General features: G+C 39.5%; 26 protein-coding genes and 1 tRNA gene. 13 read left to right on the plus strand and 14 right to left on the minus strand.

The genetic code is table 11. The annotated features are described in order from the left end of the window. Positions 1-96 precede the first annotated feature (96 nt). The 6 genes from ZA06_RS00625 to ZA06_RS00650 all read right to left on the minus strand — a co-directional run bounded on the left by ZA06_RS00625 (position 97) and on the right by ZA06_RS00650 (position 9,056). Positions 97-858 (minus strand): alpha/beta hydrolase, encoded by a 762-nt coding sequence (locus ZA06_RS00625; RefSeq protein WP_168155194.1) that lies wholly within the window; start codon positions 856-858, stop codon positions 97-99. 101 nt (positions 859-959) lie between these two features. Beyond that, a complete protein-coding gene (locus ZA06_RS00630) occupies positions 960-2,126 on the minus strand; it encodes an esterase (protein WP_053975486.1) in 1,167 nt (388 codons plus the stop codon). 30 nt (positions 2,127-2,156) lie between these two features. Next, entirely contained in the window at positions 2,157-3,743 is a 1,587-nt protein-coding gene (locus ZA06_RS00635) for a RagB/SusD family nutrient uptake outer membrane protein (protein ID WP_168155195.1), read from the minus strand. A gap of 10 nt (positions 3,744-3,753) precedes the next feature. Beyond that, entirely contained in the window at positions 3,754-7,107 is a 3,354-nt protein-coding gene (locus ZA06_RS00640; protein ID WP_082331890.1) for a TonB-dependent receptor, read from the minus strand. A gap of 167 nt (positions 7,108-7,274) precedes the next feature. Further along, positions 7,275-8,339: a FecR family protein gene (locus ZA06_RS00645; RefSeq protein ID WP_053975488.1), complete on the minus strand. Its 1,065-nt coding sequence runs from the start codon at positions 8,337-8,339 to the stop codon at positions 7,275-7,277. Positions 8,340-8,474: 135 nt separating this feature from the next. Next, positions 8,475-9,056 (minus strand): RNA polymerase sigma factor, encoded by a 582-nt coding sequence (locus tag ZA06_RS00650; protein WP_053975489.1) that lies wholly within the window; start codon positions 9,054-9,056, stop codon positions 8,475-8,477. Between the two features lie 449 nt (positions 9,057-9,505). On the opposite strand from ZA06_RS00650, the gene ZA06_RS00655 reads away from it, so the two are divergent. From ZA06_RS00655 to ZA06_RS00690, 8 genes are all read left to right on the plus strand, one after another. Continuing rightward, positions 9,506-9,886 carry a SpoIIAA family protein gene (locus ZA06_RS00655; protein WP_053975490.1) on the plus strand — a complete coding sequence of 127 codons (381 nt, stop codon included), beginning with the start codon at positions 9,506-9,508 and terminating at the stop codon, positions 9,884-9,886. A 32-nt stretch (positions 9,887-9,918) separates the two neighbouring features. Further along, on the plus strand, positions 9,919-10,935 hold the full coding sequence (locus ZA06_RS00660; RefSeq protein ID WP_082331891.1) for an inorganic phosphate transporter: 1,017 nt from the start codon (positions 9,919-9,921) through the stop codon (positions 10,933-10,935). A 4-nt stretch (positions 10,936-10,939) separates the two neighbouring features. Beyond that, entirely contained in the window at positions 10,940-11,566 is a 627-nt protein-coding gene (locus tag ZA06_RS00665; RefSeq protein WP_053975492.1) for a DUF47 domain-containing protein, read from the plus strand. A gap of 166 nt (positions 11,567-11,732) precedes the next feature. After that, positions 11,733-12,896 carry an alpha/beta hydrolase family protein gene (locus ZA06_RS00670; protein WP_053975493.1) on the plus strand — a complete coding sequence of 388 codons (1,164 nt, stop codon included), beginning with the start codon at positions 11,733-11,735 and terminating at the stop codon, positions 12,894-12,896. A 60-nt stretch (positions 12,897-12,956) separates the two neighbouring features. Further along, positions 12,957-14,093, plus strand: a complete 1,137-nt coding sequence (locus ZA06_RS00675) for a DUF4932 domain-containing protein (protein WP_168155196.1) — start codon at positions 12,957-12,959, stop codon at positions 14,091-14,093. A 35-nt stretch (positions 14,094-14,128) separates the two neighbouring features. Continuing rightward, positions 14,129-15,751, plus strand: a complete 1,623-nt coding sequence (locus ZA06_RS00680) for a hypothetical protein (RefSeq protein ID WP_157503023.1) — start codon at positions 14,129-14,131, stop codon at positions 15,749-15,751. Then, complete coding sequence (locus ZA06_RS00685; RefSeq protein ID WP_157503025.1) at positions 15,748-16,851, plus strand: DUF6544 family protein; 1,104 nt, start codon at positions 15,748-15,750, stop codon at positions 16,849-16,851. The genes ZA06_RS00680 and ZA06_RS00685 overlap by 4 nt, the downstream gene beginning before the upstream one ends. Positions 16,852-17,037: 186 nt before the next feature. Beyond that, a complete protein-coding gene (locus tag ZA06_RS00690; RefSeq protein WP_053975497.1) occupies positions 17,038-18,303 on the plus strand; it encodes a T9SS type A sorting domain-containing protein in 1,266 nt (421 codons plus the stop codon). A gap of 237 nt (positions 18,304-18,540) precedes the next feature. Here the strand turns inward: ZA06_RS00690 and ZA06_RS00695 are convergent, their stop codons facing one another. The 3 genes from ZA06_RS00695 to ZA06_RS00705 form a co-directional block, all read right to left on the minus strand. Further along, a complete protein-coding gene (locus ZA06_RS00695) occupies positions 18,541-19,425 on the minus strand; it encodes a DUF6268 family outer membrane beta-barrel protein (protein ID WP_053975498.1) in 885 nt (294 codons plus the stop codon). 142 nt (positions 19,426-19,567) lie between these two features. Next, entirely contained in the window at positions 19,568-19,780 is a 213-nt protein-coding gene (locus ZA06_RS00700) for a hypothetical protein (RefSeq protein WP_053975499.1), read from the minus strand. A gap of 80 nt (positions 19,781-19,860) precedes the next feature. Next, complete coding sequence (locus tag ZA06_RS00705) at positions 19,861-20,466, minus strand: TetR/AcrR family transcriptional regulator (protein WP_053975500.1); 606 nt, start codon at positions 20,464-20,466, stop codon at positions 19,861-19,863. Positions 20,467-20,717: 251 nt separating this feature from the next. On the opposite strand from ZA06_RS00705, the gene ZA06_RS00710 reads away from it, so the two are divergent. Beyond that, complete coding sequence (locus tag ZA06_RS00710; RefSeq protein ID WP_053975501.1) at positions 20,718-21,698, plus strand: helix-turn-helix domain-containing protein; 981 nt, start codon at positions 20,718-20,720, stop codon at positions 21,696-21,698. A 69-nt stretch (positions 21,699-21,767) separates the two neighbouring features. On the opposite strand, the gene ZA06_RS00715 is transcribed toward ZA06_RS00710, so the two are convergent. Beyond that, the gene (locus ZA06_RS00715) at positions 21,768-22,067 is read right to left on the minus strand and encodes a DUF1330 domain-containing protein (RefSeq protein WP_053975502.1); all 300 of its coding nucleotides are present in this window, start codon (positions 22,065-22,067) and stop codon (positions 21,768-21,770) included. A gap of 44 nt (positions 22,068-22,111) precedes the next feature. Beyond that, positions 22,112-22,960, minus strand: coding sequence for a DJ-1/PfpI family protein (locus ZA06_RS00720; RefSeq protein WP_053975503.1), 849 nt, complete (start codon positions 22,958-22,960; stop codon positions 22,112-22,114). A gap of 232 nt (positions 22,961-23,192) precedes the next feature. Here ZA06_RS00720 and ZA06_RS00725 point away from each other — a divergent pair, with 232 nt between their 5' ends. Next, positions 23,193-23,951, plus strand: a complete 759-nt coding sequence (locus ZA06_RS00725; RefSeq protein WP_053975504.1) for a class I SAM-dependent methyltransferase — start codon at positions 23,193-23,195, stop codon at positions 23,949-23,951. A 99-nt stretch (positions 23,952-24,050) separates the two neighbouring features. Next, the gene (locus ZA06_RS00730; RefSeq protein WP_053975505.1) at positions 24,051-24,470 is read left to right on the plus strand and encodes a hypothetical protein; all 420 of its coding nucleotides are present in this window, start codon (positions 24,051-24,053) and stop codon (positions 24,468-24,470) included. Between the two features lie 73 nt (positions 24,471-24,543). Here ZA06_RS00730 and ZA06_RS00735 read toward each other — a convergent pair. Beyond that, a tRNA-Arg gene (locus ZA06_RS00735) sits at positions 24,544-24,617 on the minus strand. Between the two features lie 182 nt (positions 24,618-24,799). Between ZA06_RS00735 and ZA06_RS00740 the strand changes: the two genes are divergently transcribed. Both ZA06_RS00740 and ZA06_RS00745 read left to right on the plus strand, forming a co-directional pair. Further along, on the plus strand, positions 24,800-25,357 hold the full coding sequence (locus ZA06_RS00740) for a YeeE/YedE family protein (protein ID WP_053975506.1): 558 nt from the start codon (positions 24,800-24,802) through the stop codon (positions 25,355-25,357). 12 nt (positions 25,358-25,369) lie between these two features. Continuing rightward, the gene (locus tag ZA06_RS00745; protein WP_053975507.1) at positions 25,370-25,783 is read left to right on the plus strand and encodes a DUF6691 family protein; all 414 of its coding nucleotides are present in this window, start codon (positions 25,370-25,372) and stop codon (positions 25,781-25,783) included. A gap of 6 nt (positions 25,784-25,789) precedes the next feature. Here ZA06_RS00745 and ZA06_RS00750 read toward each other — a convergent pair whose 3' ends face one another. After that, positions 25,790-26,065 carry an ATP-dependent Clp protease adaptor ClpS gene (locus ZA06_RS00750; RefSeq protein WP_053975508.1) on the minus strand — a complete coding sequence of 92 codons (276 nt, stop codon included), beginning with the start codon at positions 26,063-26,065 and terminating at the stop codon, positions 25,790-25,792. A 44-nt stretch (positions 26,066-26,109) separates the two neighbouring features. Next, positions 26,110-26,943 carry a 50S ribosomal protein L11 methyltransferase gene (gene prmA / locus ZA06_RS00755; RefSeq protein WP_053977009.1) on the minus strand — a complete coding sequence of 278 codons (834 nt, stop codon included), beginning with the start codon at positions 26,941-26,943 and terminating at the stop codon, positions 26,110-26,112. Between the last annotated feature and the right edge of the window lies 1 nt (position 26,944).

Genomic DNA, 26,944 nt, shown 5'->3' on the forward strand with positions numbered 1-26,944 from the left:
TTATTTGACAATTTCATCCCATGACACCTTCATTTCTGAAGCATCAAAGCAATGATTGATATGTTAGTTTTGATTATCCTATTTAAATTCTCTTTTCTAACTTCTGAAAAAGTTAGACACATATGGCAGGGCCAAATACAGGGCTGAGTGCCAATAGTCCCAAGTGTGGTTGCCATCACGAATGCGCAATTGATACGGTATTTGCAATTCCCTAAGAACAGTTACAAATTCCATATTGGGACCGAATGTAAAATCGTCATCCCCGCAATCGATAAACCACTTCAGTTCTTTTATTTGCGCAAGCTTCGCCGCATCCACAGTTTTTAAATAATCCATAGGGTTATTGTCTTCTACCAACTGATGGATCTTCTTCTGGGTAGGCTCATTAAAATCTATCCAAAACAATTCTGTTTGGCGCTTTAGGTAAGCACTCATAATATATACCGAAGAGAATTTTTCTGGATGGTGCACCGCATAGACGGCAGAACCACCACCTCCCATAGACAATCCTGCAATGGCTCTATGTTGCCTATCGGCAATCACACGGTAATTGCTTTCGATATAAGGGATCAATTCTTCAAAGAAATAATCTTCATACCTCCAATCAGGATTGTTGAAGTAATTCATAAAATCCTTTCCTGCCTCTGGACACACAATGATCATTTCGGCCGCCGCATCTGAAGTGATCAATTGATTAGCAACGCCTTCCAAGCTACCTTGTTTAGGCCAATCGGTATGGCTACCTCCTCCTCCGTGCAACAAATAAAGCACTGGATATTTTTTATCGGTATTGGTTTTGTAATCCCTAGGCAAGTAAATGGCATATTCCCGATCCTTTTTCAGGATTTTACTGGGCATTGATTTGTACTCAACTATACCCATACCCGGCCACTGTGCATGGCCGAGTTGAGCAAGAAAAATACATATAACTAATCCAAATATTTTTTTCATTCCTAAGACTATTTAAAAAGTTTTGGGGCAAAAACGCATAAATAGTCTCTCCAGTTGGTCCAAGTATGCCCTCCTTCACTTTCGTGATATTCATACTTCATGTTTATGGCATCCAATTCCTTGCGATATTCTACCATTCCTTGGTATAAGAAATCTGTTTTTCCCATTCCAATCCAGTACAGCTTGTAACCATTTTTGTTTTGAGCTTTTATGGAAGTCATCATATCCTCATAAAATTTTGAAGTGGTGCCTTCCATAGGTTTTACTGCCGCAGAAAACAATCCTACATAACCAAAAGTTTTTGGGTAGGATCTTGAAATGTGCAAAGAGTGGAACCCTCCCATTGACAATCCTGCAATAGCCGTATTGTCCATACCTTTTTTAACGCGATAATTACTTTCCACAAAAGTCATGATATCCTTAAAAGTCTCTTCCATTTTACCATCCATGGTATGATCTAAACGCATGGTTGGCTTATAAAGCCCTTTTGGAGACTCTCCCGGTGCTGCTTGTTGAGCCACATTTCCGTTAGGCATTACTACAATCATAGGTTCTGCTTTTCCTTGTGCGATAAGGTTGTCCATAATTTGGGCTGTTCTTCCTAAAGCAATCCAAGCTTCTTCATCACCTCCCATACCGTGCAACAAATAGAATACAGGATAATCTTTTTTGCTGGTTTCATAGCCTGCAGGGGTGTAAACCGTTAATCGTCTCTTCATATTATTCCCAGGAGAATCGTACCAACGTCTGGCCACTGTACCGTGAGGCACTTCATTCACCTCATACATATCGGCTTTACCACCTCCAACGATAAACACACTGAACACAGAACTCACATCGCGGATCATATAAACATTACTAGGATCGGTAGTCATGACACCGTCTACAACAATATTGTAACTGTATAAATCTGGTGATAAGGTAGCAGTGGTAAGCGTCCAAAGACCTTCGGCATCCTTATTCATGGCTTGCGGCTTTCTAACCCAACCTTCCATAGGCATCCAGTCTCCCACAAGCTTCACTTCATTGGCTGCAGGTGCCTTGACCCTGAAAGTAACCGTTCCGTTGTCATGGATTTCTGGCGACACGATTTCGGCACCACCAAACAAGGCTTGCTGCGCCGATATTGACATACTTGTAAAAAGTAGTAACAGTGCTAAAAATAGTTTGTTCATTGTTATTGTTTTAGTTTGAATTTTGGGAGCTTACCACCCAGGATTCTGGTTAATATTTTGGTTAACATTCATTTCGTGTTCTGGGAATGGCAACAAATTGTGCTTGGCCTGGAATCCGTAGTTTGGATTGCTGTAGGGATAGGTGACATTAAAAGACCCATCGGCGTTCAAACCACTAAAGATTGGAATTTCATGGCCTCTTTCCGAAAGTGCATCGGTGTCTCCCCAACGAACCAAATCTTGGTAGCGTATACCTTCAAAACACAATTCCAAGCGCTTTTCCTTTTTAATATCCTGTAAGGTCACTGCACCTAAGGCTGGTAATTCAACACGAGATCTCACCTCATTGATATATTGCAACGCACTCGCCGTATCACCTGATTGTAAACACGCCTCAGACGCCATTAACAACACTTCGGCATAACGCATCACTCTAATATTTGCAGTGGTGGTAAAGCCATAGGATGTTTCAATAACCTCATAACCTACATATCTGTGCTTCCAATTAAAATACCCCTCATTTCCATACACACTACTTCCTTCGTTAAGCGCAATGTACATTCCTAAAAGTTCATAATACGTTTTGATGGTCCCTTGCAATCTTACCCCTTGAGGTCCTTCCATTTCCACAAAAGCACTGTATAGTTCCTCAGTTGGATTTGCAAAACCCCAACCAGCAGGATAAATTGGGTGCAAGCCCCCGAAATAGCCAAACAGATTCAATTTATCACTTCTCCATCCATGCATAATTCCCCACAACAAATTTCCCTGCGTCCATGGATTGGCGGCATCATTTAAGGAATTATATTCGAAAACTGATTCAGAAGAAAAATCTGAAACCTCGCGAAGTACATCGTCAAAAGTTGGATACAGTTGAAAGTTTCCAGAATTGATTACCTCTTTTAAAACAGTAGCAGATTCGGCATAACGCTCTTGAAACAACAATGCTTTTCCGTAGAAAGATTTTGCCGCCTCCACTGTTAATCTTGCCGGTTCTGCCATATCCTCCGCGCTTCCCTTAGTTGGTAACGCACCACTATCTATGGCATAGGTTAAATCGTCTTCCACCAAAGCCCAAAGCTCTGAAAGAGATCCGTTTGGTTGTTGGTACTCTTCAGGAGAAAGTTCACTGATTACATAAGGCACCTCTCCCCAAAGGGTAATTAAATCAAAATATACGGCACCTCTAATAGCATGCGCTTCTGCTACGGCCCTTTGTCTTATTTCTGTATCAGACCCCACACGGTTAATCACCAAGTTAGACAGATAGATTACGTTGTAATAAGTCGCAAAAAGATCACTTACTGAAGTATTGGCAGGCGTGAAATTATATTCATTGAGCTGCTCAAACTGTGAATTATCACCTCTAGCTCCTCCCCCACAATGAATATCGTCTGACAAGAGGTTTTTCAAAAAATACTGTGTGTACAAAGACCCTCTCCACGATTCGTAAACGGCCGCAATGGCTTCCAAAGCATCGGAATCGGACTGGTAGAAATTCTCCGAACTGGTCACCCCTTGTTGCTCAATATCCAAATTAGACTCACAACCCAAAAAAGCTGCGGCTATCATCACCAAAAAGAGGCGTTTGTAAGTGTTTAAATATTTAGTTTTCATAATCATCGGTTTAAAAAGTTATGTTGACTCCCAATACTGCCTTTCTTGAAATTGGATAGGCTCCTTTGTCTACTCCTAGGCTAGATACAGCTCCTGCAGAGGCCTCTGGATCCATTCCCGGATATTTTGTAAACACAAACCAGTCTTCCAAAGAGCCGTAAAATCTACAGTTACTGATAAAGGTTTTATCCAACAACGACTTTGGCAAGGAATATCCCAACTGAATTTGCTTGATCTTAAAGTAAGAGCCATCAAAAATCGCGGCATCACTTATCCAGTACTTATCCTCGCCATTGGCGTTTGGTCTAGGTCTAGATGCATCTGTATTATCTGGTGTCCAACGGTCATTGTAAAAAGTCGTCAATTTGTTTCCTCTTGGGCGGTCGGTACGTGTTAAGGCATTGAAAATGTCATTTCCTTCCGATCCTGCTCCAAAAACGGTGAAATCGAATCCTTTAAAACTAGCCGTCAAGGTAATACCATATGTAAAATCTGGGATTGCGCTTCCTATGTTGGTTTTATCATCGTCGTTGATAATACCATCGGCCGTATCTGGTTTTCCATCACCATCGGTGTCAATGGTCAACTGATCTCTAAAAATTGGATCTCCGGTAGCATCATCGATATCCTCCAACTCGTAACCTCTAAAATACCACACTGGATAACCTTCCTCAAAAGCGGTAATCCCTTGGTTGGTATGGTAAGACGCTCCTGAAATTCTTGAAATACTAGGATCCAAATAGGTTACCTTGTTGTTCAATGTGGCAAGGTTTCCACGAATACCATATGAAAAATCTTCTCCAATACGGTCGTTCCATCCCACTTCAATCTCGATACCATCATTGTTTACATTACCGGCATTCACCACGGTAGACCCTACCCCAGTTTCATACGGCGGTGTAATGGCCACCAAAAGGTCTTCGGTTTTCTTTTGAAAATAATCATAAGAAATGGTCAATCTGCTATTGAAAGCACGAATATCGAAACCAATATCCAACTGCTCTGAAGTCTCCCAAGTCAAGTCCTCATTGTTCAAAGTTGAAGGCGAAGACGCTACTTGATAAATCAAAGCATTTGAGAATGGATAGCTGGACGAAGACCCAATAGCGGCACGGTAGGCAAAATTCCCTAAAGGACCGGTACTACCGTTTTGCCCCCAGCTGGCTCTAATTTTAAAGAAGTCCAAATGTTTGATCTCTGGAAAAAATTCTTCCTTGGTGATCACATATCCCGCAGAGAAGGATGGGAAAGTTCCCCAACGGTTGCTCTCTGGCAAGAAAGACGTATCACTAGCATCACGTCTTACAGAAGCTTGGAACAGATATTTCTCCAAATAGTTATAACTCAACCTTCCAAAATAGGACATTTGGCGGGTATAAAAACTGTTACCACCTACGGTACGGGTTGCAGAATCCGTGATAAAATCCAAATCCCAATAGGCAGGATCGTTACGGGTAATTTCATCGGCACCACCATTTACCGAAGTAATCTCATTGTGCTGGTATGAGGTACCTAGCATTGCTGTGAAATTGTGGTCCTTGATATTGAACATATAGTTCATAAAGTTCTCCCACTGGTAATAGATATTGTTGGAAGTGGTTCTGCTCAGATTGATTTTATCCCTGTAGGTCACGGCATTGGCATAATAAATATCCCCAAAGGAATAGTTATTTGTAAAGCCTCCTCGGTACCCAAGTTTGGAAGTGAAGGTAAATCCTTTAAACGGCATAATATCGGCAAACATCGTTCCTAAAATGTTCCCTCCATCATTCTTGTTCTTCGAATTATCCCTCATGATTCCTGGGTGCACCTGCTCCGACTCAAAAATTTGAGAGATCCCATAGTAATCCCCATTTTTATTAGTAAGCAGTACTTTTCCATTGTCCAGCAAATTTTGCATAAAGGCAGGAATTTCGTCTGGTGAATACAGATTAGGTGTTAATGGATCCATGGTCATTACCGCTGCCAAAAGACTTCCGTACTCAGAGTTTTCAGAAACAAATTTACTTTCCCATTTTTCAATGGTATTGGTTGTTCCCACTCTTAACCAATCGTTGATTTTATAATCCCCATTGATCATTCCAGTGACACGGGTATACACATCGCTGTCCCCTTTTACAATACCATCTTGATCCAAATAAGACAATGCCAAATAATAAGAGCCTTTGTCATTTCCGTTTTGGAAGCCCAAGTTGTGTTTTTGCATCAAAGAAGTTTCAAAAGCCACGTCTACCCAATCAGTATCGGTAACTCCATCATATAAATTATCAAGTTCACTTTCAGGGATAATATTCCCTTCGGTCATATAATTAATGTACTGCTCTGCATTCATTACATCTGGAACATTGCTCAGCTCATTCACAGCATATTGAAAACTGTAATCCATTTTCCCGATACCAGACTTCCCTTTTTTGGTAGTAATAAGGACAACCCCATTCCCAGCCTGAGCTCCATAAATAGCAGCCGAAGCGGCATCTTTCAAGATTTCGATACTTTCAATATTGTTGGGGTCTATGGCCCCAATATCTTGGGTTCTTAATCCATCAACCACAAATAAAGGATCGGAACCTGAGTTGGAACTATACCCACGTATTCTAATGGAAGCCGTGGCACCAGGTGCTCCAGAAGTCTGTACAACTTGCACCCCTGCAGCTTTACCTTGAAGTGCCTGTTGGGTATTGATAACCGTTCTGTTTTCCAAATCTTCCGATTTTACTTGGGCCACCGCACCTGTAAGGTCACTTTTACGTTGCACCCCATATCCTACTACTACCACTTCTTCCAAAGCGGCAGCATCCTCTTCCAAAGCAATATTGAAAACAGTTTGGTTGCCAACCGCAACTTCTTGAGGCACAAACCCTACATAAGAAATATGTAACGTAGCACCAGGATTCACATCAAGAGTGAAATTTCCATCAAAATCGGTAGACGTACCATTGCTGGTGCCTTTTTCAATAATATTGGCCCCAAGCAGTGGCATTCCAGATTTATCTTTTACGGTTCCTGAAATGGTAATTTTTTGAACAGCTTTTGTTTTTGTAGCAGTTTGCTCAATAACGGCTTCAGGTGCTTTTTCCTTAACGACTACCTGACGTTCGTTAATACTATACTCTAAAGGATACTTCCCAAAAGCAATATTTAGGATTTCTTCTATGGAAGCTCCTGTGAGCTGAACTGAAATTTTATAGTTGCGTTGCAGAATTTCGTCATTGTAAAAAAAGACATACTCGCTCTTTTTCTGAATATCATTGAACAATTCCTCAATGGGTACATTGGTTTTGTTAATATCTATTTTCTGAGCGAAAGTGGTATTGGCAAAGGCGCTTGTAAGCCCAAAAACCAGTGTTAGCAAAAATATCTTCATAAAAATAATGACGTATTTTCTGAATATCAGTATTTCTCCCCGCAATAGTGGAGCAAAATGAATTTTATTCATAATTTTGTTGTATTAGTTAATTAGTATTACTGACTAAGTGATATTAAAGTGTACCGGAAGATGTTGGCGCATCTTTCGGTTTTTTTTATAGGGTACTATTTCATAGGCGACTCTGTTTTAGTGGTATATACATAAATGGATTTTCCGTTACGGTTTTCAAATTCAAACTCTGTAGACTGCTTGATCAGTTCCAACACCTGCCCTACACTGTCCTTTAAATCCAGATATCCTGAGAATTTTTGGTTTTTAAGCTGCTCATCCTCTATCTGAATCTCGACATTATAGTATTTGGATAGTCTGTTTAGGATATAGCCCAGGTTGTCATTTTTAAAGACAATCAAGCCGTCTCTCCACAAAAAGTATTTGTTGATATTCTCATCTGCCTTGGTCACTATAGACTTTTTATGTCTGCTGTAAGAAGCCACATTGCCTGGCAACAAGGTCACAGACTCTGTTTTTGTAAGCAAGCCTGGTTTGTGGTAGCTAATTTTAACCTTTCCACTTTGAAGTGCGGTATTCACCGAAGGTTCATCGGCATAACTGCTCACGTTAAAAACGGTTCCCAATACTTCAATTTCTTGACCTTGGGTAAGAACAATAAACGGGTGTTCCTTGTCATGGGCCACATCAAAGGCAGCTTCCCCTTCCAAGTAAACCGTTCTTTTATCTTCTTTGAATTCTGAAGGGTAAATCAATTTAGATCCTGAATTCACCCAAATTTTAGTCCCGTCAGACAATTGCAATTCGGTGCGTCTTCCATAAGGCACCACCAAGGTGTTCATTACCGAGGCCAAATCCTTATCTACACTTTTATCGTTTCCAATAGAAATTTTGTTGGATTCTTTATTATAGGAAATCACCTGATCGTCCTCGGCTACCGAAATAGTGCGCTCCTGAAGTACCAAGCTTACCTCCGAAATGGAATCTACCTCCAGACTATTGGCCAATTCGGTGTAGGTTCCTACCTGTTTGTCTGTTGAAAAGAACACAGCTTTGGCTCCAATGCCCAAACCAATCACCAAAGAAGCCGCAATAGATACTTTGCCTAAAAAACGTCTTCGTTTATATTGGTGAACCGACTTAAAAATGCGCTTTTTAAGCAGGTATTTTTCGTCTTCCGAAAGTGAGTCTGTAGTTGATTTTTTATGGAATGCTGTCATGATAGTTTATATAAAAAAACTCTAGGTCTTTATTATATAAAGTCAGACATACACATTTTATAGACAAAAAAATTTAGGAATTTTCAAAAAAGAGCACTAAAAATTACACAATTAGGAAGTTACAATGTTTTCGTATTACGAAATCATCAATATCAAGCAAAATAGCAAAAAGGCCTTTCTCAGGGATTTTAGGCCTCTGTAAATGATGGTTCTTGAAGTTTCCACATTCACATTCATAATATCTGCAATCTCTTCGTAATCCTTATTTTGAATAAACTTAAGAATCACCCCTTGCTTTTGTCTTTTGGGAAGTAAGTTTAGGGCCTGCATTAATTTGGAAGAATTCTCTTGGGTAATTTCATCCAAGATTACCAACTCCTCAATAGACTGTTCTTTGGCTGTGCCATAATCCTTATTAAGGGTGAAGACTTCTTGGGTTTGGGATTTTTTGAACTCGGGATTCTTTAGGATTTTATTCTTGAGTGCCCTTAACAGATAGAATTTGACATTATCGGTTTCCGAGAGATTTTGGCGATATTTATAAAGGTCCAAAAACAAATCATGGATGCTATCCTTTACAATACTTTCTTTAGAAGTTATTTTACACCCATACACATACAGCTCGTCTACGTACCTATCGTATAAGGTACCTAGAGCAAGGGTAGAACCTTCCTTTAATTGGCTCCAAAGTGATTTATCAGAACAATCTGTAGTCAATGGGCGCTTTAGTTAGTGTAAAGAGAAAATTAGCTTAGCGTCAATAAACTTCGCTCTAAAAAATGAATTTTACAAAAAAAAGACGTAAAAAATAAATAATTTATAATACTCACGTTTGCAATGCCCTGAAGGTCGGAGTGAACAATCCAGCAAACAGCCACCCTGCATTTCAACGAAAATATTGGTTAAGTTCAAGATAAAGAACTCATTTAATGGTCAAAATTTCATCTGAAATTTAAATGAATTAACTTTAAATGCCTCCCAAAAAGGATTTACGGAAACCAACAACATTCTGCCCGATTTTTAGTACCTTAGAAGTCACATTCTTATCGCCGTTACACTACAACATTACGCGATATTGCACTTTCATACAATACACGTAAAATATAAGTGACCATAGATACTTTAACCTACACCAAAAGTCATTTATAACTTAAAATAGACAGTTTATGATTGAGCAGTTAAAAACATTTCAGGACAACCAATTGGCCATAGAAGTCATTGATGGATTTTCAGAAACCGATGAACAACTCTGCCAAAAGTGGTTTCAGAAGAAACTTGACGAAGGTTTTGAGCAAGTGAATGTATTGGTAAAACTTGACGAATTAAAATTAAGCCATAGCAGCGTTAAAGCGTTTATGGAAGACTCTATTTGGGCATTGAGGCATTACAAACAATTGGGGCATCTTGCCATAGTGGCGCATTCCAAAATTATAAAAGCATTGGTACCTATTGACAATCTGTTTTTTCAAAGAGCCAGCAAGGGAAGATTGGAACGCTATTTTGACGTGTCGCAATTGGATGAGGCCTTTGCATTTATAAACAACTAAAACAATCATTCACCTAGGTTTTGAACTTCAATATGATGCTCGTTTTAGGAATCGGGCTAGTGATAGTTTACGATTTTACCAACGGTTTCCACGATGCGGCAGATATGGTAGCAACCGCAATTGCCTCAAGCACCATGTCTCCCGGAAGAGCTATTTTTATCGTGTGCCTGTTTACATTTTTAGGGCCATTGTTGGGTGGTCTTGCTGTGGCCAATACCATTGGAGAGTTTGTAGATATAAGCGATACCAGCAGCCATTTGGCCCAAAGCGTGGTTTTGGCCGCCATCATGGCTGCCATATCTTACAACCTCATCACCTGGAAGTTCGGGCTGCCCAGTTCCTCATCCAACTCCCTTACCAGTGGTCTTGTAGGAGCGGCTATTTTTGCCCTAGGGAGCAACTATATCAATTGGGGATTCTCGGCTTTGGAAAATGGGCATTTGGAAGGGTTTACCAAAATTCTCATTGGTTTGGCCTTCTCGCCTTTGGCAGGCTTTATTGTTGGTTTTTTGATGATGAAGCTCTTCCTTTCAATCTTGAAGCGTTTTTCTTCAAAATCTAAAAAGCTATTTCTATTTACCCAATATATCACGGTAAGCTGGCTCGCATTCAGTCACGGAACAAACGACAGCCAGAAAGGCATGGGGGTTATTGGCATGTTGTTATTGGCCAATAACATGTATTCGGAATTTACAGTCCCTCTTTGGGTGATTCTACTTTGTGCCAGTTCCATCACTTTGGGCACCCTTTTTGGGGGCTGGAGCATTATAAAAACGGTGGGGTTTGATATTTATAAGGTGAAATTGATCCATTCCATTACCGACCAAATAAGCGCCGCCACCGTGATACTTGGCTCCTCCTTGATTGGGGCCCCAACCTCCACTACCCAAGTAGTAACTACTTCCCTAATGGGTGTGGGTGCTGCCGAACGTCCAAAGCACGTGCGTTGGATGGTGGCCGGTTCCATCCTAAAGGGATGGCTGTTAAACATCCCAATATCATTCCTTTTGGGACTCCTCTATTGTTTCCTAATCACACGAATTTTTTAAACCCATGATATTACAAAAACTAAAAAGCTGGATTTTACCCAAAGAAATAAACTTCTTCAATGCGCTGGTACAACAAAGCCTACAAACCCAACATATCATAGAAGCTTTGGGGAATTTTTATGTAGAGAATGCCCCAAAAAACCAGGACGCCTTACTTGGATTGATTGCCGAGGCAAAAAAAAGTTATTCAGCCAATCTAAAAGAGCTGAATGCCACCTTTATCACACCCATTGACAAAGAAGCCATCAGCAGGGAACACAACCAATTGTATTGGGTCACTTTAAGTGTTAAACATTTAATGGTGGAAATAGACACCTATCAAATCTATAATTTAAGTGAGTACAGCAAGCTCTTCGATTTACTGCAACAGCAAATGGAACAGCTTACCGAAGGCTTCAAAAAACTAGAAGCCAAACAGTATGAAGACGTCCTAAGAAACATAGACCAAATCATCCATTTGGGCAATGACCTCATAAAAGCCTATGCCAATGCCTTAGCATTATTGTTTAAGGAACAAGACATGCCACATGTGCTCATGCACAAGGAAATACTCTCCCAATTAAAGGAAATTAGCAAACGTATCCACATTTGCGCCAACCTTTTGGAGGACATTATTTTTAAAATCAACTAAAAACAATACGCTTCCCAAAGCGTCGCTCAACTTATTTTAACTGCTTCTTACTGAAAATCAACCACAAGCGTTAAAATTCACATCTCTTTCATTATCTTTAAGGTAACAACTTCCAAACCATGCCGTTAAACAAACCTTTCCAAAACACCAACCCCCACACCACACTATGAAACTATTCATATGCATAGTACTCACTGTTTTCTGTAACATACCCATTTGGGGACAAGAAACACTACTGTGCAAGGGCAACTATTGGACGGAAGACGAAGCCGCATTGAGGATGAAAACCTTTGCTTCGGAATGGGATGATTTACCCTCCTGGGAAGCAAGAGCCAATAGAATTAGAAAAGGGATCATTGAAGGCCTACAGCTTGAAAAAATGCCGAATATCTCAGGAAACTTTAATACCATTATTAAAGGGACGAAAACAATGGACGGGTATATTGTAGAGAATATCGCCATTGAAAGTTTCCCTGGCTTTTATATCACGGGAAACCTCTACAGACCTATAAACAACAACGAAACACATGCCGCCATTTTAAGCCCTCACGGCCATTTAAAAAACAAGCGTTTTACAGAATACATTCAAAATCGCTGCGCAGTATTGGCACGTATGGGAGCCGTAGTATTTGCCTATGACATGGTAGGTTATGGCGAATGCACCCAAGTAAAACATGACATCCCTATAGCTATGCTCCTTCAGACCTGGAACAGTAAAAAGGTCCTCGACTATTTAGTGTCTCGCCCAGATGTAGACCCCGAGCGTATAGGAATGACGGGGGGCTCTGGTGGCGGCACACAAACCTTTATTTTAACGGCCATTGATGATCGCATCAAGGCCTCGGCTCCCGTGGTTCAGGTATCAGCACACTTTTTTGGCGGCTGCGTTTGCGAAAGTGGCATGCCCATTCATAAAAATCACGACCACCAAACCAATAATGTGGAAATTGCCGCCCTATGTGCCCCAAGACCGATGTTATTAGTATCAGACGGGGATGATTGGACACGCAACACGCCACAAGTGGAATATCCATATATTCAAAAAGTATATGCTATGTATGGTGAAGCGTCTAAAGTAGCAAATGTGCATTTACACTTGGAAAAACACGATTACGGTTTTTCCAAACGAACTGCGATGTACAATTTTTTCTCACATTACCTAAAACTGGACAATAGTGAGGTTCTCAGCGATAAAGGTTACCAAGAAGACTTTGTGACCATATTACATGAAGAAGACTTGAAAGTGTTTGATAAGAACAGTTCCAAACCAAAAAACTTATTACATGGCAACAAAGCGGTGATGAAATATCTTGATGTGGACCTTAAATAATGAACTTTTCAAACCCCAATGCATTTGGCAACAAACCATTACACAACCAAAACACCAATAATGAAACACCTCTTTTTTATTGCAGGCCTAAGTTTATTCGTATTTACATCATTTGGACCACAGCCCTTAAAAACAGAAAAGCTGGAGCTAAGCTTCCATAAGAATATAGAATTGATAGGTCTTGCCTATTTTATAGAATTTGAAGGGGTCGATATTGAAAATAAAACCATTGAAGCGGATGGCAAAACAATACCCAAAAAGGAATGGCATCGATACGGTTATAAAATCTACCAAGAATATCAGGCTTTTGCCTCCAGTGAAAACCTGGCCAAAAGCTTCTCCGTGGCCGACCATTTATGGCTGGATTATATAAACGCCTTATTGCTCCAAACCGAGGAGGTTCCTAACGCCAAACTTACTCCTAAAATCAAGGAAAGTTATTATATCAATTTCTCTAAAAACAAAGACCTTGAAGAAGCCAAAAAGAATGTCCAAATTTTCTTGAACGGCTTAAATGCATTTTCAAAAGAAATCAATTTTGATGCCTATATAAGCAATTCAAAAGTTTACTATGATAGGGCCCTTCAAGAAATAGAAAACAGTTTGCCCGAAGGGAATTTCATCAACACCATGGAATCCTTTTACCAGAAGAAATTTGACAGCTATGCCCTAATCCCAAGTTTAACAACCCCAAAAGGAATGGGCTTTGGAATAAGAATTACCGATAACAACCAAACCACGGTATTTAATGTTTTTGGAGCCACCGATGTTCAGGATCTAAGCGATACCTCCAACCTCCAAATGGGTTTTGCCAATGAAGAGAAACTGCAAGAGCTAAGTGTCCATGAATTTGGCCATTCCTTTGTAAATCCAGTTGTCGCGCAATTGCCGGATAGCTTGTTCAAGCAAACGGAACACCTCTTTATTCCCATAAAACCCCAAATGAAAGCACAAGGGTACAACTCATGGAAAGTCTGTGTTTACGAACATTTTGTAAGAGCAGGCGAAGTGGTTATTTCTGAAAAAATGGGAAACAAGGCCCATGCCCAAAAACTACTTACCGACTATACCGAATACCGCGCCTTCAAATACCTTCCCGAAATCATTTCTGAATTAAAAAAATTCGAACAGGGTGACTATAAAACCTTTGAAGAAACAGTCCAAAAAACAATGGAGATGCTATCCAATAAAACCTAGAACTACTATGTAACCACCAACCAAACCAACTTAAAATGAAACTAAAAAGATATGCTTCATGGGGCCTGCTAAGCCTGCTTTTAGTCACAATCATAGCAGGCATCTTTGTGTCATTAAGAGTCAAGTCGCAGGTCAAGGAACTCTTCAAAATGAATAAACATTTACAGGAAGATGGCTATTATATGGGCGAATTTGAGTTTCATATGGTTGGTTTTGGCTATTTGATTGGCAAGGGCCATTATTTGGAGGCCCTTCAAGGCGTTTCAAAATACCATGCCTTCTTGAGCAATAAAGAGAACCTTATAAAAATACCCAACTTTAAGAGCAAGCAGGACGAAATTGACTTTTATCTCAACCTTCAAAACCCAGAAACTGGAGCCTTTATGGACAGTTCCGCGCCGTTTTGCACCTACTTTTCCAACACCGAAAATATGGTAATGCATCTGGAAGCCTTGCAAGATTCCACAAGCAAACCGTTACAACTGAAATACCCCCTCTCCTTTCTCGATAACATCAACACGCCCCAAAAACTGGAAGCTTACCTCAACGACATTTCCTATATGAACCGATTGGGAGCCAAATTCCCCCAAACCTCGTTTCACTTTGCTCGGGACATCTTCAGCAATGTAGAGCCCAATAATGTTATTGAAAGAAACGGCCTGTACCACTTTACTCCCGAATGGAAACAAACCATTTTACAATGGATGTACAATTTTCAGGATGCAGAAACCGGCTTATGGGGTCCAAAACACACAAAAACCAAGGAATTATTGAAATTTGATATCAACAACAGCTATTCCATTGTAAAGAAATTTCGGGACACCAATGGCAAGGATATCTACCAGGAATTTCCCCTGAGATACGGTGACAAACTGTTTGGGGCTACCCTTGAAGGGCTGAAAGTCCCCATGCCGGCGGATGATGAACTGGAATGGGTACACGAATGGAATTTGAAGCAGGCCAAAGGGATTAAAATGCTCCTGGCCTGTTTATGGAAAGATGCCTCTGCTGAAGACCGAAAAGCTGCAAAAGACATCATTGCCAACTTCATCAAGGTGAGCTTCGACAAATACTATGTGGCCGATGAAGGCGCCTTTAGTTACTATCCCAACTCAGAGCACGCCACGGTAGATGGCATGAACAACATGATCCTGAAAAGAATAGGCGCCCTTTCCTATGCGCGGCAAAAACGGTATTGGGGTGCTGCGGAAGCAAATGCCAAAGCATTGGAACCCCTGACGGTGGACACTTTGGCCGAAAACGACCTTGAGGAGATTTCAAACATCCCAGACATCAACTCTTGGCGGATTTATACCAGTCAACCCGATTTCAAAAAGCTTTATGACCATGTTTCTGTGCTGTGTTATCCAACCAACACCAAGGTTTTGGACATCACGGAACTTGTGCCCAACATCATTATATGGACGGAAACCACAAGCCTTTCCACAGGCAATTGGAAATCGATGGCAGACATTACAAACGAATACAGCTCCTACCACATCCAAAAGCCCCTTATTTACCGTGAAAAGGTCCCGTATGAAGACCTCAACCAACTTCTGGAACAAACTTCGGAGCTGTATATTATTGGATTTGATATGTTGCAAATCCCTCGGTTTGTCCAGAGGATTACTAAAGAGAACAAAAGAGACACCTTATGAGAATTGCCTTTGTCTTCTTCATGCTACTCCACGCACTTATCCATTTGTTTGGATTTGCCAAAGCGTTTGGCTTGGCTGAATTAAAAGATCTCAGGTTGCCCATTTCAAAACCTACAGGCATGGTATGGCTGCTGGCAGCGGTTCTGCTCGGCATCTACGGTGTACTGTACCTCACAGGTGCCAAGTACCATTGGCTTTTTGGAATGTTGGCCGTACTCCTTTCCCAAGGGTTGATTGTCTACTATTGGAAAGACGCCAAGTTTGGCAGCATCCCAAATGTCCTCATCATAGTGGTGGCTTTTGTGAGTTTGGGATCCTTTTTACTAAAACGTGAATTAACTTCCAGGGTGCAACATGACCTTTTAGAGAACAATAGCTTCCCAACCGATATCTTGACTGAAAAAGACATCGCGCACCTCCCCGCTCCTGTGCAAGGCTATTTACGATACACCAAATCTGTTGGGCAGGAAAAAGTAAAAAACTTCAGGGCCGAGTTTGCGGGCGTGCTGCATTCCAAACCAAACGACCAAGGCATGAAAGTGCAATCTGTGCAGTACAATTTTTATGAAAACCCATCCCGCTATTTTTATATTACCGCCACCAAAATGGGCTTACCGGCCACTGCCCTGCATTTGTACCAAAATGAAACCGCCACATTTCAAGTAAAGTTGCTTAACTGGATCACTTTGGTGGATGCCAAAGGCACACAAATGAACCTAGGGGAAACCGTTACCCTATTTAACGACATGTGCGTAATTGCTCCCGCAACCCTTATTGATCACAGGATACGTTGGGAAGCCATTAACGATACGGTAGCCAAAGCCAACTTTACCAACGGCAACATCACCATAAGTGCCAAATTATACTTCAACAAGAACCACGAACTGGTAAATTTTATTAGTTCTGACCGCTACGAAACAGATGGCAACACCTATCATAACTTTCCTTGGTCTACCCCTGTAAAGGACTACAAAATGATGAATGGCTATTTGCTGCCAAGCCAAGGAAGTATGATATACCATAAGCCTGAGGGCGATTTCACCTATGGAGAATTAGGCTATAAAAGCGTTACCTATAATGTCACGGAACTAAAAGACTAAGTATTTCAAACAACACCAAGAACAACCACGGCAAACCTTGAAATATACCTCAGCCTACAAAAGACAGTTTTTTCATGCAATTTATTTAAACAAATACCTACATTTGGCCAAAATAAACAATCACAAAATCAAAATAAATATAAGCAACTAATTTTTACCCTATGCTATCAAACATAAATCTGAATTATGAAAACTAACACACAATTTAAATTATTTCTTTTAATCATTTTTATTTATTCCAACGTAAGTTCTCAAACCTTTATTAGTGGAGGTATAAATGCAGATACAAACTGGACAACACAAAATAGTCCTTATATAATAACTGGCAACACTGTTATTTTTGGAAACAACACGCTTACAATTGAACCTGGTGTAATTGTTAAATTTGAAAATAATGTTCAGTTACGCATTCAAGGGTCATTAATTGCTAATGGCAACAGTACAAATAACATAACATTCACATCTAATGATTCTAATCCTCAAAAAGGTTCATGGAATGAAATCAACCTTGAATTTAATGCCGTATGTATTTTGGATTACGTTTTAATGGAATATGCCGATAATGCTCTAAGATATAATCAAATTAGTACTTCAAGTACCATAAAGAATTCTATTTTTCAGTTTAACAATAATGGAATTAATGTAAATTACGGAAGCCCACAATTTCCCATTACCATAGAATCTGTAAAATTTATTGATAATAATAAAGGAATTGCTAATTTTTACGATGAAGTAAATTTAACTGATTGTGAGTTTAAAAATAATGAAGTTGGAGCAGAATTGGTAGAAAGTTTCATAGATTCATGTATTTTCGAGGGAAATACAAATATTGGACTTGTTGGCCATACATCCACTATACAAAATTCAACTTTTATTTCAAATAATATAGGATTAGAGCAAAGCTTCAGTGGAGGAAGTGATTCATCCATAATGTGGGGAAATACGATTAAGAATAACTCTATTGGTTTAAAAATAACAGGAAACAGTCCAATGGCAACATTTACAGATAATACAATATGTAATAATTATACTTATAATGTTGAGAACACAAGTTCATATAGCGGACAAGATTTGTCCAATAATTGTTGGTGTACTGAGGATAATAATGAAATTGAGAATAGTATTTTTCATGGTATGGACGATATTAACTTTGGAGTTGTAGTTTTTACACCAACCACAACAAATTGTACAGATAATACACTAAATACTAATGACTTTTTTGAATCTAAAGAGGATTATTTGTTTTATCCTAATCCAGTTGTTGAAGAATTAAATTTTAATAATAATTTTGATAAAGAGTATGAAATTTACTCCATAAATGGTGTTCTTGTAAAAAAAGGAGTAGCCTCAATTAAAATTGATCTCTCTAATATTAAACCTGGAATATATATGATGAAAATACAAACTTCAAATCAATCAAAATCAATATTTAAAAGATTAATTAAAAAATAATATTACAGTCCCCTGAATAGCTCATAGGCAAAGCAATTTCTTAGTAAAATCCTTGTTCATGAGCTTTGAGCGCCAACCAATTGATATCTTTTCAATCAGGAAACCAAACCATATTAATACTAAGGTTCCAATACTTATTTCAAAAAGCAGCTCAAATAAAACCTATGACGGCACCACCAAAGCCATAGGTGCCAATGATACAAATAAGCCGTATGCTATAGTTTGAAATTAGATTACCTATTTCAAAATCCTCAGTCCAATATTCAAATAGGCCCTGCTTTTTACGTCCAAATCCAATTCCGTATTAAGGTTGTCATCTTGTACCTGAAACACATTCCTAACGGCAATACCGCATCCTGTATTCACGTAAAGATCTCCAATGAGCTTAAATTGAAACTCTGGTCCCAAGGTGATTCTGGAATAGGACAGCCTGTTTAAATCTAAAGTGGAGGTAATATCATCAAAATGCACGTTGTACAAATTACCATACACCGCAGCCTTAAGCCCCAATCGGTACTTGTCATTGAACACATAGTATTGACTTGCATAGGCCGGCAAAATCACAGAGGTCAACCACTTCTCTTTTTTATAAGTAAGGCTCACAAGCGGAATGATGGTTAAATTTCCAAAACGGCTAGTATAGGCCAATCCAAAACCATACTGAAAATTTTGGCTTGCCCTTTTGGTAGCCATGGCCGACACCTGGAAGATAAAATCGTCGGAATTCAAACGTTTATGAAAATCGGAGGCTATGGTAGGCATGGCATTAAACACAAGCCTCCAACGTTTGGGCAGCACACTAATAAGCCCTATAGACAATTGAATAGAATGATAGCTCTCATGGATGTCCAAGGCACTTTGGTCGAACGTTGTATGATAGTTGAATAAGGTATAGTTGATGCTATTGAACAAATAGGTCTTTTTTTCCTTTAAGGGAAAGGCGATTTGCATGGTCAAGCGTTGCTCGTTTATTTCCAGTTCTCCCCTATCGGTATCGGTATTAAAACTTGTTTTGGGGTAATTGAAATGGTCCAAGGTTAACAATGGAAACTTATGGAACTGTTTATATACGGTAGAATCCTGTGCGCTTTCTTGGGCCGTAACAGTTAGCGTGATTAGCACTAAAAAACATAAGATAAGGTGTCGATTGAGGTGTTGTGGGGGGAATATCATTCTCTGTTTCGTAGGTATTACAATTTAAACATACCTGCAGCCTGCTGGCTCAGGTATGTTGGTAAAATTCGTTTATTTAAGTGGGGATGGTTTAGACTATTTCGGAACATTCAAAACCGTTGGATGTCAGACATTGTATCACAAGGTCCGAAACCATGCGGTTACCGCTCAAGCGCAAGATGTTATCACAGTCTTCCAAGTCAAAATTGATCATAAAATCAGGGATGATGGCCTGTAAGTGTGTAATGACCTGTTGCGCTACATGTTCATTGTTCACATTCGTTTTATAGATGGTAACGTCCATATGGATATAAATTGTATAGTTTTTAAAAATTGAATTGCTATAAAACCGAACGGTTGGTATGCCTATGGATCAAAAGAAATTTAATCCTTACTAATACTTTTATAAATAGCTTGAAATTGTTCTTTCATCTGCTCTAAAGCTTCATCGGCCTGCGATCTCGAAAAATAATAGACGCCAATGCCATAGTTTTGAAACAGGAACAGCTTTGCCATTTGTTCGTCGGTGAGCGGTGTGGCTATTTCTCCGCTGGCCTTGGCCTTGGCAATAACCGTTTTCCAAAGCTCCAATTCTTCTTCATGAATTTGAGTTTGGCGTTCCTTAAAACCGTCCAAAAGCTTGATGGCATCAAACACCAAGGCATAATGGTTGGCCTTTAGTACCTCTTTAGAGGCTCCACTCTCTTCCCTGTATTTCATGATCCGCTTTTCCAATACGTCTATATAAGCGCTGTAGAATTCTTTAAGCGTTCCTTCTGAAAAGGCTGCCAATTCTTCAACTTTTGTGCGTTGAATAAAGACATTCACCACCGCTTCAAAGACCTTTTCCTTACTACTAAAATAATGATAGAAGCCCCCTTTAGAGAGGCCTGTAGCCTTGACAATATCCTGCATGGTTACCTCATTATAACTTTTGCTGATAAAGAGGTTAAAGGCAGTTTTGACAATTAAATCTTTTGAATCACTCATAAATAAACCGACCGTTTGGTCTGTAAAAGTAATTCATTTTTTTGGATAGACAAAAAACCGCTCCTTTTTTACCAAATGTCTCCTCTAGATTCGAAGAACATAGCTCTTCGAAACCAAAAAGCTTGCCTCCTTCCCACTTGGAACATCATTAGCAAAGACCTAAGTCGGTTTTCTTTAATTATCTTTGGACCAAATTCCCCTACAACGAACCATTGGCATCTTGTTGAACCAAGACCAGCCATTTATTTAACATGAAGACAAAAGCACCAAGCACAATTTCCTACCCTCTTATGGTACCAACCGAATGGTATCAGTTTTTGGAACACCAACATCTAGGTAACATTGACCAAGAAACATTTGTATTCAATCCAACCTTTGGGCAAGGGCATTTGCAGTATATGGAGTTTCAAAAAGGGTTTTGGGCACAACAGATGAATTTTACACTAAAGGATCCTTTTGACATTACACAAACTGCCGGCACAACCAACGACCTTTTTATTGTTAACTTTTATCTTACCAAGGCCCCTATCAGCCAACAGATAGATGAAAAAATGTTCGAATTTAATTATGACAGTATCAGTATCATGCTAAGCTCTTCGGCCTCCATTAGCCTATACCACATTCCTGCCAATGAAGAGGTAAAGATATTTCAGATAGGATTTACTAGAGATTGGTTGCAGGCCAATGCCTTCGAGGACAGCAATCCAAATTTGAAACGTTTATTTGTGAGTGATGACCCCATCTATCTGGCCGAAAATTTGGATTACCAGTTTAAATATTTGGTAAAAGAAATGGACTTGCTCAGTTCCAATCGCTTGTTGCTGTTTTCAGGTTCCCTACAGCTGCTCAATACCTTATTTACGAAATTCGAGAATAGGCAGTTGAACAGCTCCAAACATTCCAATATTCACCATGATGATTTGGAAAGTTTATTACAGGTGCGCACTTTAATGGATGAAAACCCCTTGCACCCCATTAGTTTGGATGAACTTGCCCAACAATCTGGGATGAGCCTTTCCAAATTCAAGCGTTATTTTAAACAGGTCTATGGGCTTAGTCCTTACCAATATCATCTGCAGAACAAATTGGCGGTTGGTTTGGATCGACTGCATCAAAACTACTCGGTTTCGGAAGTTGCTTTTCTATTGGGCTATAACAACCTCAGTCATTTTTCAAAAGCATTTAAAAAGCATTACGGTTTTCTACCTAGCAACGTACAAAAAGACACCTAATAACCAAATATACAAATGGCCCTAACACTAAGTTGCTGGGCCTTTTTTATGTGTTTTTGTTCAAAGAATTTAGGCGTTTGGATTGAATGCCTTTGCCATAATTACGGTATTGTCTTTGGTAGAATTGACCCTAAATGCACGAACCGCTTGGTATTCCTCACTGTTGAAACATTCCATGGCCATCTCCTGTGAAGGGAATTTAATGATGGCATGCATCATTTTCCTTTCTCCTTCAATTACTACCGCATCGGTATCGGATACCAACAACTCACCACCGTACTGTTGTAAAATTTTCAAGACTGTTGGTGGATAGTTTTGAAAGGTTTCAAAATCTACAATATCGTAACTGATGATAAAATAGGCTTCCATGTTATTTACTTTTGGTTTTATGGTTAGGTGTAATGAATTTTAAATTATGCTTCGTTCAGTAACGCTTTGGAACTCACAATGCCCAGCTCGTTGGCGGCTTTAGGTCCATCTCCTGAAATCAATTTTCTATCAACAATTACTTTGCCATTCATGGTCTTGTTGACAATCTTAATGCCTAGACTGTTTAATTTCTCCCCATAGAACCAAGGCATGCCTCCTGGCAAATACCCCGTAGCTGGCAGCAGTTTGTCCATACCATCCGGACAAGCAGCAATAGCATAACCACTGTAGGGAGAGCTGTCCCCGGTTGACAACAATGCCGAGGGCCCGTGACAAATGGTAATGAAGTGTTTGTTGTGCTTGGCAGTCCAATTAACGAGCTTTTCAACAGCCCCACTGAATGGTAGATCTGCAATAACACCATGGCCTCCCGGAAAATAAACAGCGACATAAGGACTACGGTCATTCAACTGACCAACCAATTCCCAAAGATTCAATGGCTTCTCAAGCTTGGATTTGTATTTATCAAATAGAGCCATCACGGCCTCATCTTCTGTAGGCATGGCCCAATGTTCCAATGCCATAGCATCACCAGTTGGTGTGGCAATATCTATAGCAAAGCCAGCAGCCTCCCAATGCAACATGGGTATAAATAACTCAAAAGGATGGTTGCCCGTTTGAAACAATGTTCCGTTTGCCATTTTCAATAAGTCGGTTTCTGTTCCAACTATCAAAATCTTCTTTGAGGAATCCTGATTTCTATTTTCAAAATTATAGGGTGTATAATCCGTCTTTTTATCAACGGCCATTTTCAATGCCAGTTTAGAAGGCGAATATGTATTCTCTCCTTCTTCATGGGGTGCTACACCAAATATTTGCTTGATACAATTCATAGGGTTTGGTTCGTCGGTTTTTAAGTGTCTCTACCTATTGTTTTGCAATGATAACACCAATACCCTAGCAACAATTACCCCAAGAAGGCCAAGAATTAACGGTAAAAGGTTTTCTGAAATCACAAATCAGTTTCCCCAAGTATTGTTGAAATGAAAGTTTAGCTATCTTTAGGCAAACAGCTTTCTACAATGAAACTAACTATTAAAGCCACAACACTAATTAGCATAACAGATGGATATTGTAAACTATAATAAAGCGGCCTGGGACACTTATGTTGACAAAAAGGACCGATGGACCATCCCCGTATCTGAACAAGCATTGGAGGCTGCCAAAAACGGCAACTGGCATGTTGTGTTGACGCCTACAAAATCTGTTCCCCACAATTGGTTTCCCGATCTGAAGGGTTTAAAAATTTTGGGACTGGCCTCTGGTGGCGGGCAACAAGGCCCTATTCTGGCTGCTTTGGGCGCCAATGTTACAATTTTTGACAACTCGGAAAAGCAATTGCTACAAGACAAAACCTTGAGCGATAAATTTAACCTTGGCATAAAAACAGTTCAAGGCGATATGAAAGATCTTTCCGTTTTTGAAGACAATTCATTCGACTTGATCTTCAATCCATGTTCCATACTTTTTGTAGAAAACGTGTTGCCCGTTTGGAAGGAATGCTTCCGGATTTTAAAACCAAATGGTGTTTTAATGACAGGGCTCATCAATCCTATTTCATTTCAGTTGGACGAAGAACACTTGCAAATTATTTACAAACAACCCTATTCAGACATAGACTCCTTACCAGACGATAAATTGGAAGCATTGACAAAAAACAACGACCCTTTAGTATTTGGACATAGTTTGACGGACCAAATTGGCGGGCAATTGGAATCCGGCTTTTGTATAACCCATATGTACGAAGACGATTGGGGTGGAGAAAACAAGTTGGATGCCTTTTTCCCTGCTTTTATAGCAACAAGAGCCATCAAACCTTTATAATCTAAAAATTTCAGTATCGACGAGAGATATACTTTCCTTAACACATCGTCCATCTTTAATTTAGTACCTTTAGTGTTTAATCTTTAAAGACCTCCTGTTTTGGACAAACCAAGAAAACCATCAAAACTATTTTTACGTTTCATTAAACACGTTAATGTCATCAGGGACCATTCAAGACATGACAATGTTTTGATCAATACGTCTCTGTACAAGCACTTTTCAGAACAGGACATCAAAATCAATTTAGATAACTTTACGGAGGAATATGATTTTGCTATAGAATACGGCTATTTATATCCAGACCTAACTCCAAACTTTACTTTTAACGACGAGACCATCCCTGACGACCCCATCGATATGCAAATCCTGGGTAAATCCCTCAAAAAAATCATTGACTTTATGGATATTGGAGCCCCTGTAGGCTTTATGAAATATTACCAGGATTACTTTGAAGCACCTTTTGACAAAACAGACAAGAAGTTTTGGGAAGAGGTTTTTAAAATGAAGATTCAGGATTAAAACCCTATAAAAAAGGAAAACCACCTAAATCTTGAGACTTAAGTGGTTCTTGAACTAATTTCCATTTCAAAAGTGACCTCGACAGGATTCAAACCTGTAACCTTCTGAGCCGTAATCAGATGCGCTATTCAGTTGCGCCACGAGGCCGTTTTTTTGTGGGTGCAAATATAAAACATTTATTCAGAAACTTCCAAAATTTATTCCAATATTTTTAAATACTTTTTTTCAACCCCTGCTGCGATAGCATAAAGTTCGAAACCTTTTTGTAACTTATATTACATTGCAAAAAGTAAAAACAGCTTATTTTTGCAACTTTTTTAAAAATTTCTATGGACTATATTCTTCAACCTTGGCCCTGGTATGTAAGCGGCCCTTTAATAGCAATCGTGATGTTCCTTTTACTGTATTTTGGTAAAACATTTGGAATGTCATCCAATTTAAGAACCCTTTGTGCCATTGGTGGTGCGGGTAAAAAAGTACCTTTCTTCAATTTTAACTGGAGAGAGCAAAAATGGAACTTGGTGGTGGTTATTGGAACTGTCATTGGAGGCTTCATCGCTCACTTTTTACTTTCTGCCCCTACCAATATAGATTTGAATCCTGATACCGTTGCCAAATTAAATGAGCTAGGATTTGACAACGTTGGCAAATCATTATTGCCTCAGGAGCTTTTTAGTTGGGATGCCGTATTTTCAGTAAAAGGATTGGCCATTTTAATTATTGGAGGTTTTCTAGTTGGCTTTGGTACCCGTTATGCAGGAGGATGCACTTCTGGGCATGCCATTACCGGATTAAGCAGTTTACAGTTGCCTTCATTAATTGCTGTAATAGGCTTTTTTATTGGAGGACTTATCATGGTCCACCTATTGTTTCCTTTAATCTTTTAGACACACATTATGATGAAATATATTAAGTTTTTATTGGTTGGTATCCTGTTTGGAATTGTTTTGGTAAAATCGGAAGCAGTATCCTGGTACCGTATTTATGAAATGTTCCGTTTTGAATCCTTCCATATGTACGGCATCATAGGAAGTGCTGTGACCACTGGGGTATTGATCCTTTTGGTATCCAAAAAAATGAAACTAAAAAACATTACAGGCCAATTGCTGGATGTTCCTAAAAAAGAAAAGGGCTTGATGCGTTATATCATCGGGGGCTCCATTTTTGGATTGGGCTGGGCATTGTCGGGAGCCTGTCCTGGACCAATGTATATCTTGGTAGGAACAGGCGTTTTTCAAATGCTCATAGTGATTTTGGCCGCCATCTTAGGCACCTATGTCTATGGGAAGTTTAAAGACAAACTGCCTCACTAAAGAGGCTTATACAATTTCTGCGCTTAGGCCTGCCTCCAACATCTTGGAACAACGCGGCAATAAATCGTCGTAATCACCAGTCTTTACGGTGCATTTTCCATTGTAATGTACAATAATGGAACATTGTTCAGCTTGTTCTGCAGTGTGGTCGCAGGCATAAATAAGCGTCTCAATAACGTGGTCGAAGGTATTGACATCGTCATTGTACAATACTATCTCATTTTGTTTTAGGACTTCTTCTGCATACAGTAAATCTTCCGATGTTTTTTCTCTTACACTCATAATCTCAAAAAACGTAATATATTGATAATAAGACTAAATTGTCTCTAATTTAAGAATTTTAAAGCAACCCAATGGTTTTTTTCCAAAATATCCACGCACTTCAAACCATGGGCAGCACACTCTTTTTCAATGGCTTCAATGTCATCTTTATAAAAACCACTCAAAAATAAGCTCCCTCCTTGGTTCAAACATTTGCTGTAATATTTTAGGTCGTTCAGCAGGATATTGCGGTTGATGTTGGCAATAATCACATCATAATGTTTGCCTTCCAACAATTGGGCATCGCCTTCGTAAACGGTGATGTGTTCGCAATTATTACGCTCTACATTCTCCAAACTGTTTAGGTAGCACCAATTGTCAATGTCGATGGCATCAATAGGATGTGCGCCTTTCATTTCTGCCAAAATAGCCAAAACACCTGTACCGCAGCCCATATCCAACACCGATTTGTCCTTCACATCATTCTTTAAAAGATGCTGAATCATCATGTGCGTGGTTTCATGATGCCCAGTACCAAAACTCATTTTAGGTTCAATGACGATATCGTATTCCGTATTGAATTTATCGTGGAAAGGCGCTCTTACCGCACAACGATCGTCTACTACAATAGGACTGAAGTTCTTTTCCCATTCCTGGTTCCAGTTGGTCTGCTCTATTTCTTCAAACGTATAACTTATCTGAAATTCTTCTGAATCCAAAATCTGAATATCCTCAAGGATGTTTTCATTCCATTCTTCCTTTTGGATATAGGCAGTCACGCCTTCTTCGGTTTCCACAAAACTTTCAAAACCGGCATAGCCCAGTTCTGCAATTAAAATTTCGGTACCCGGGTTTAACGGTTCTACCTTGAATTCATACCCAATGTATATTTCAGACATA

The organism is Mangrovimonas xylaniphaga (assembly GCF_001280435.1).
Classification (GTDB): domain Bacteria; phylum Bacteroidota; class Bacteroidia; order Flavobacteriales; family Flavobacteriaceae; genus Mangrovimonas_A; species Mangrovimonas_A xylaniphaga.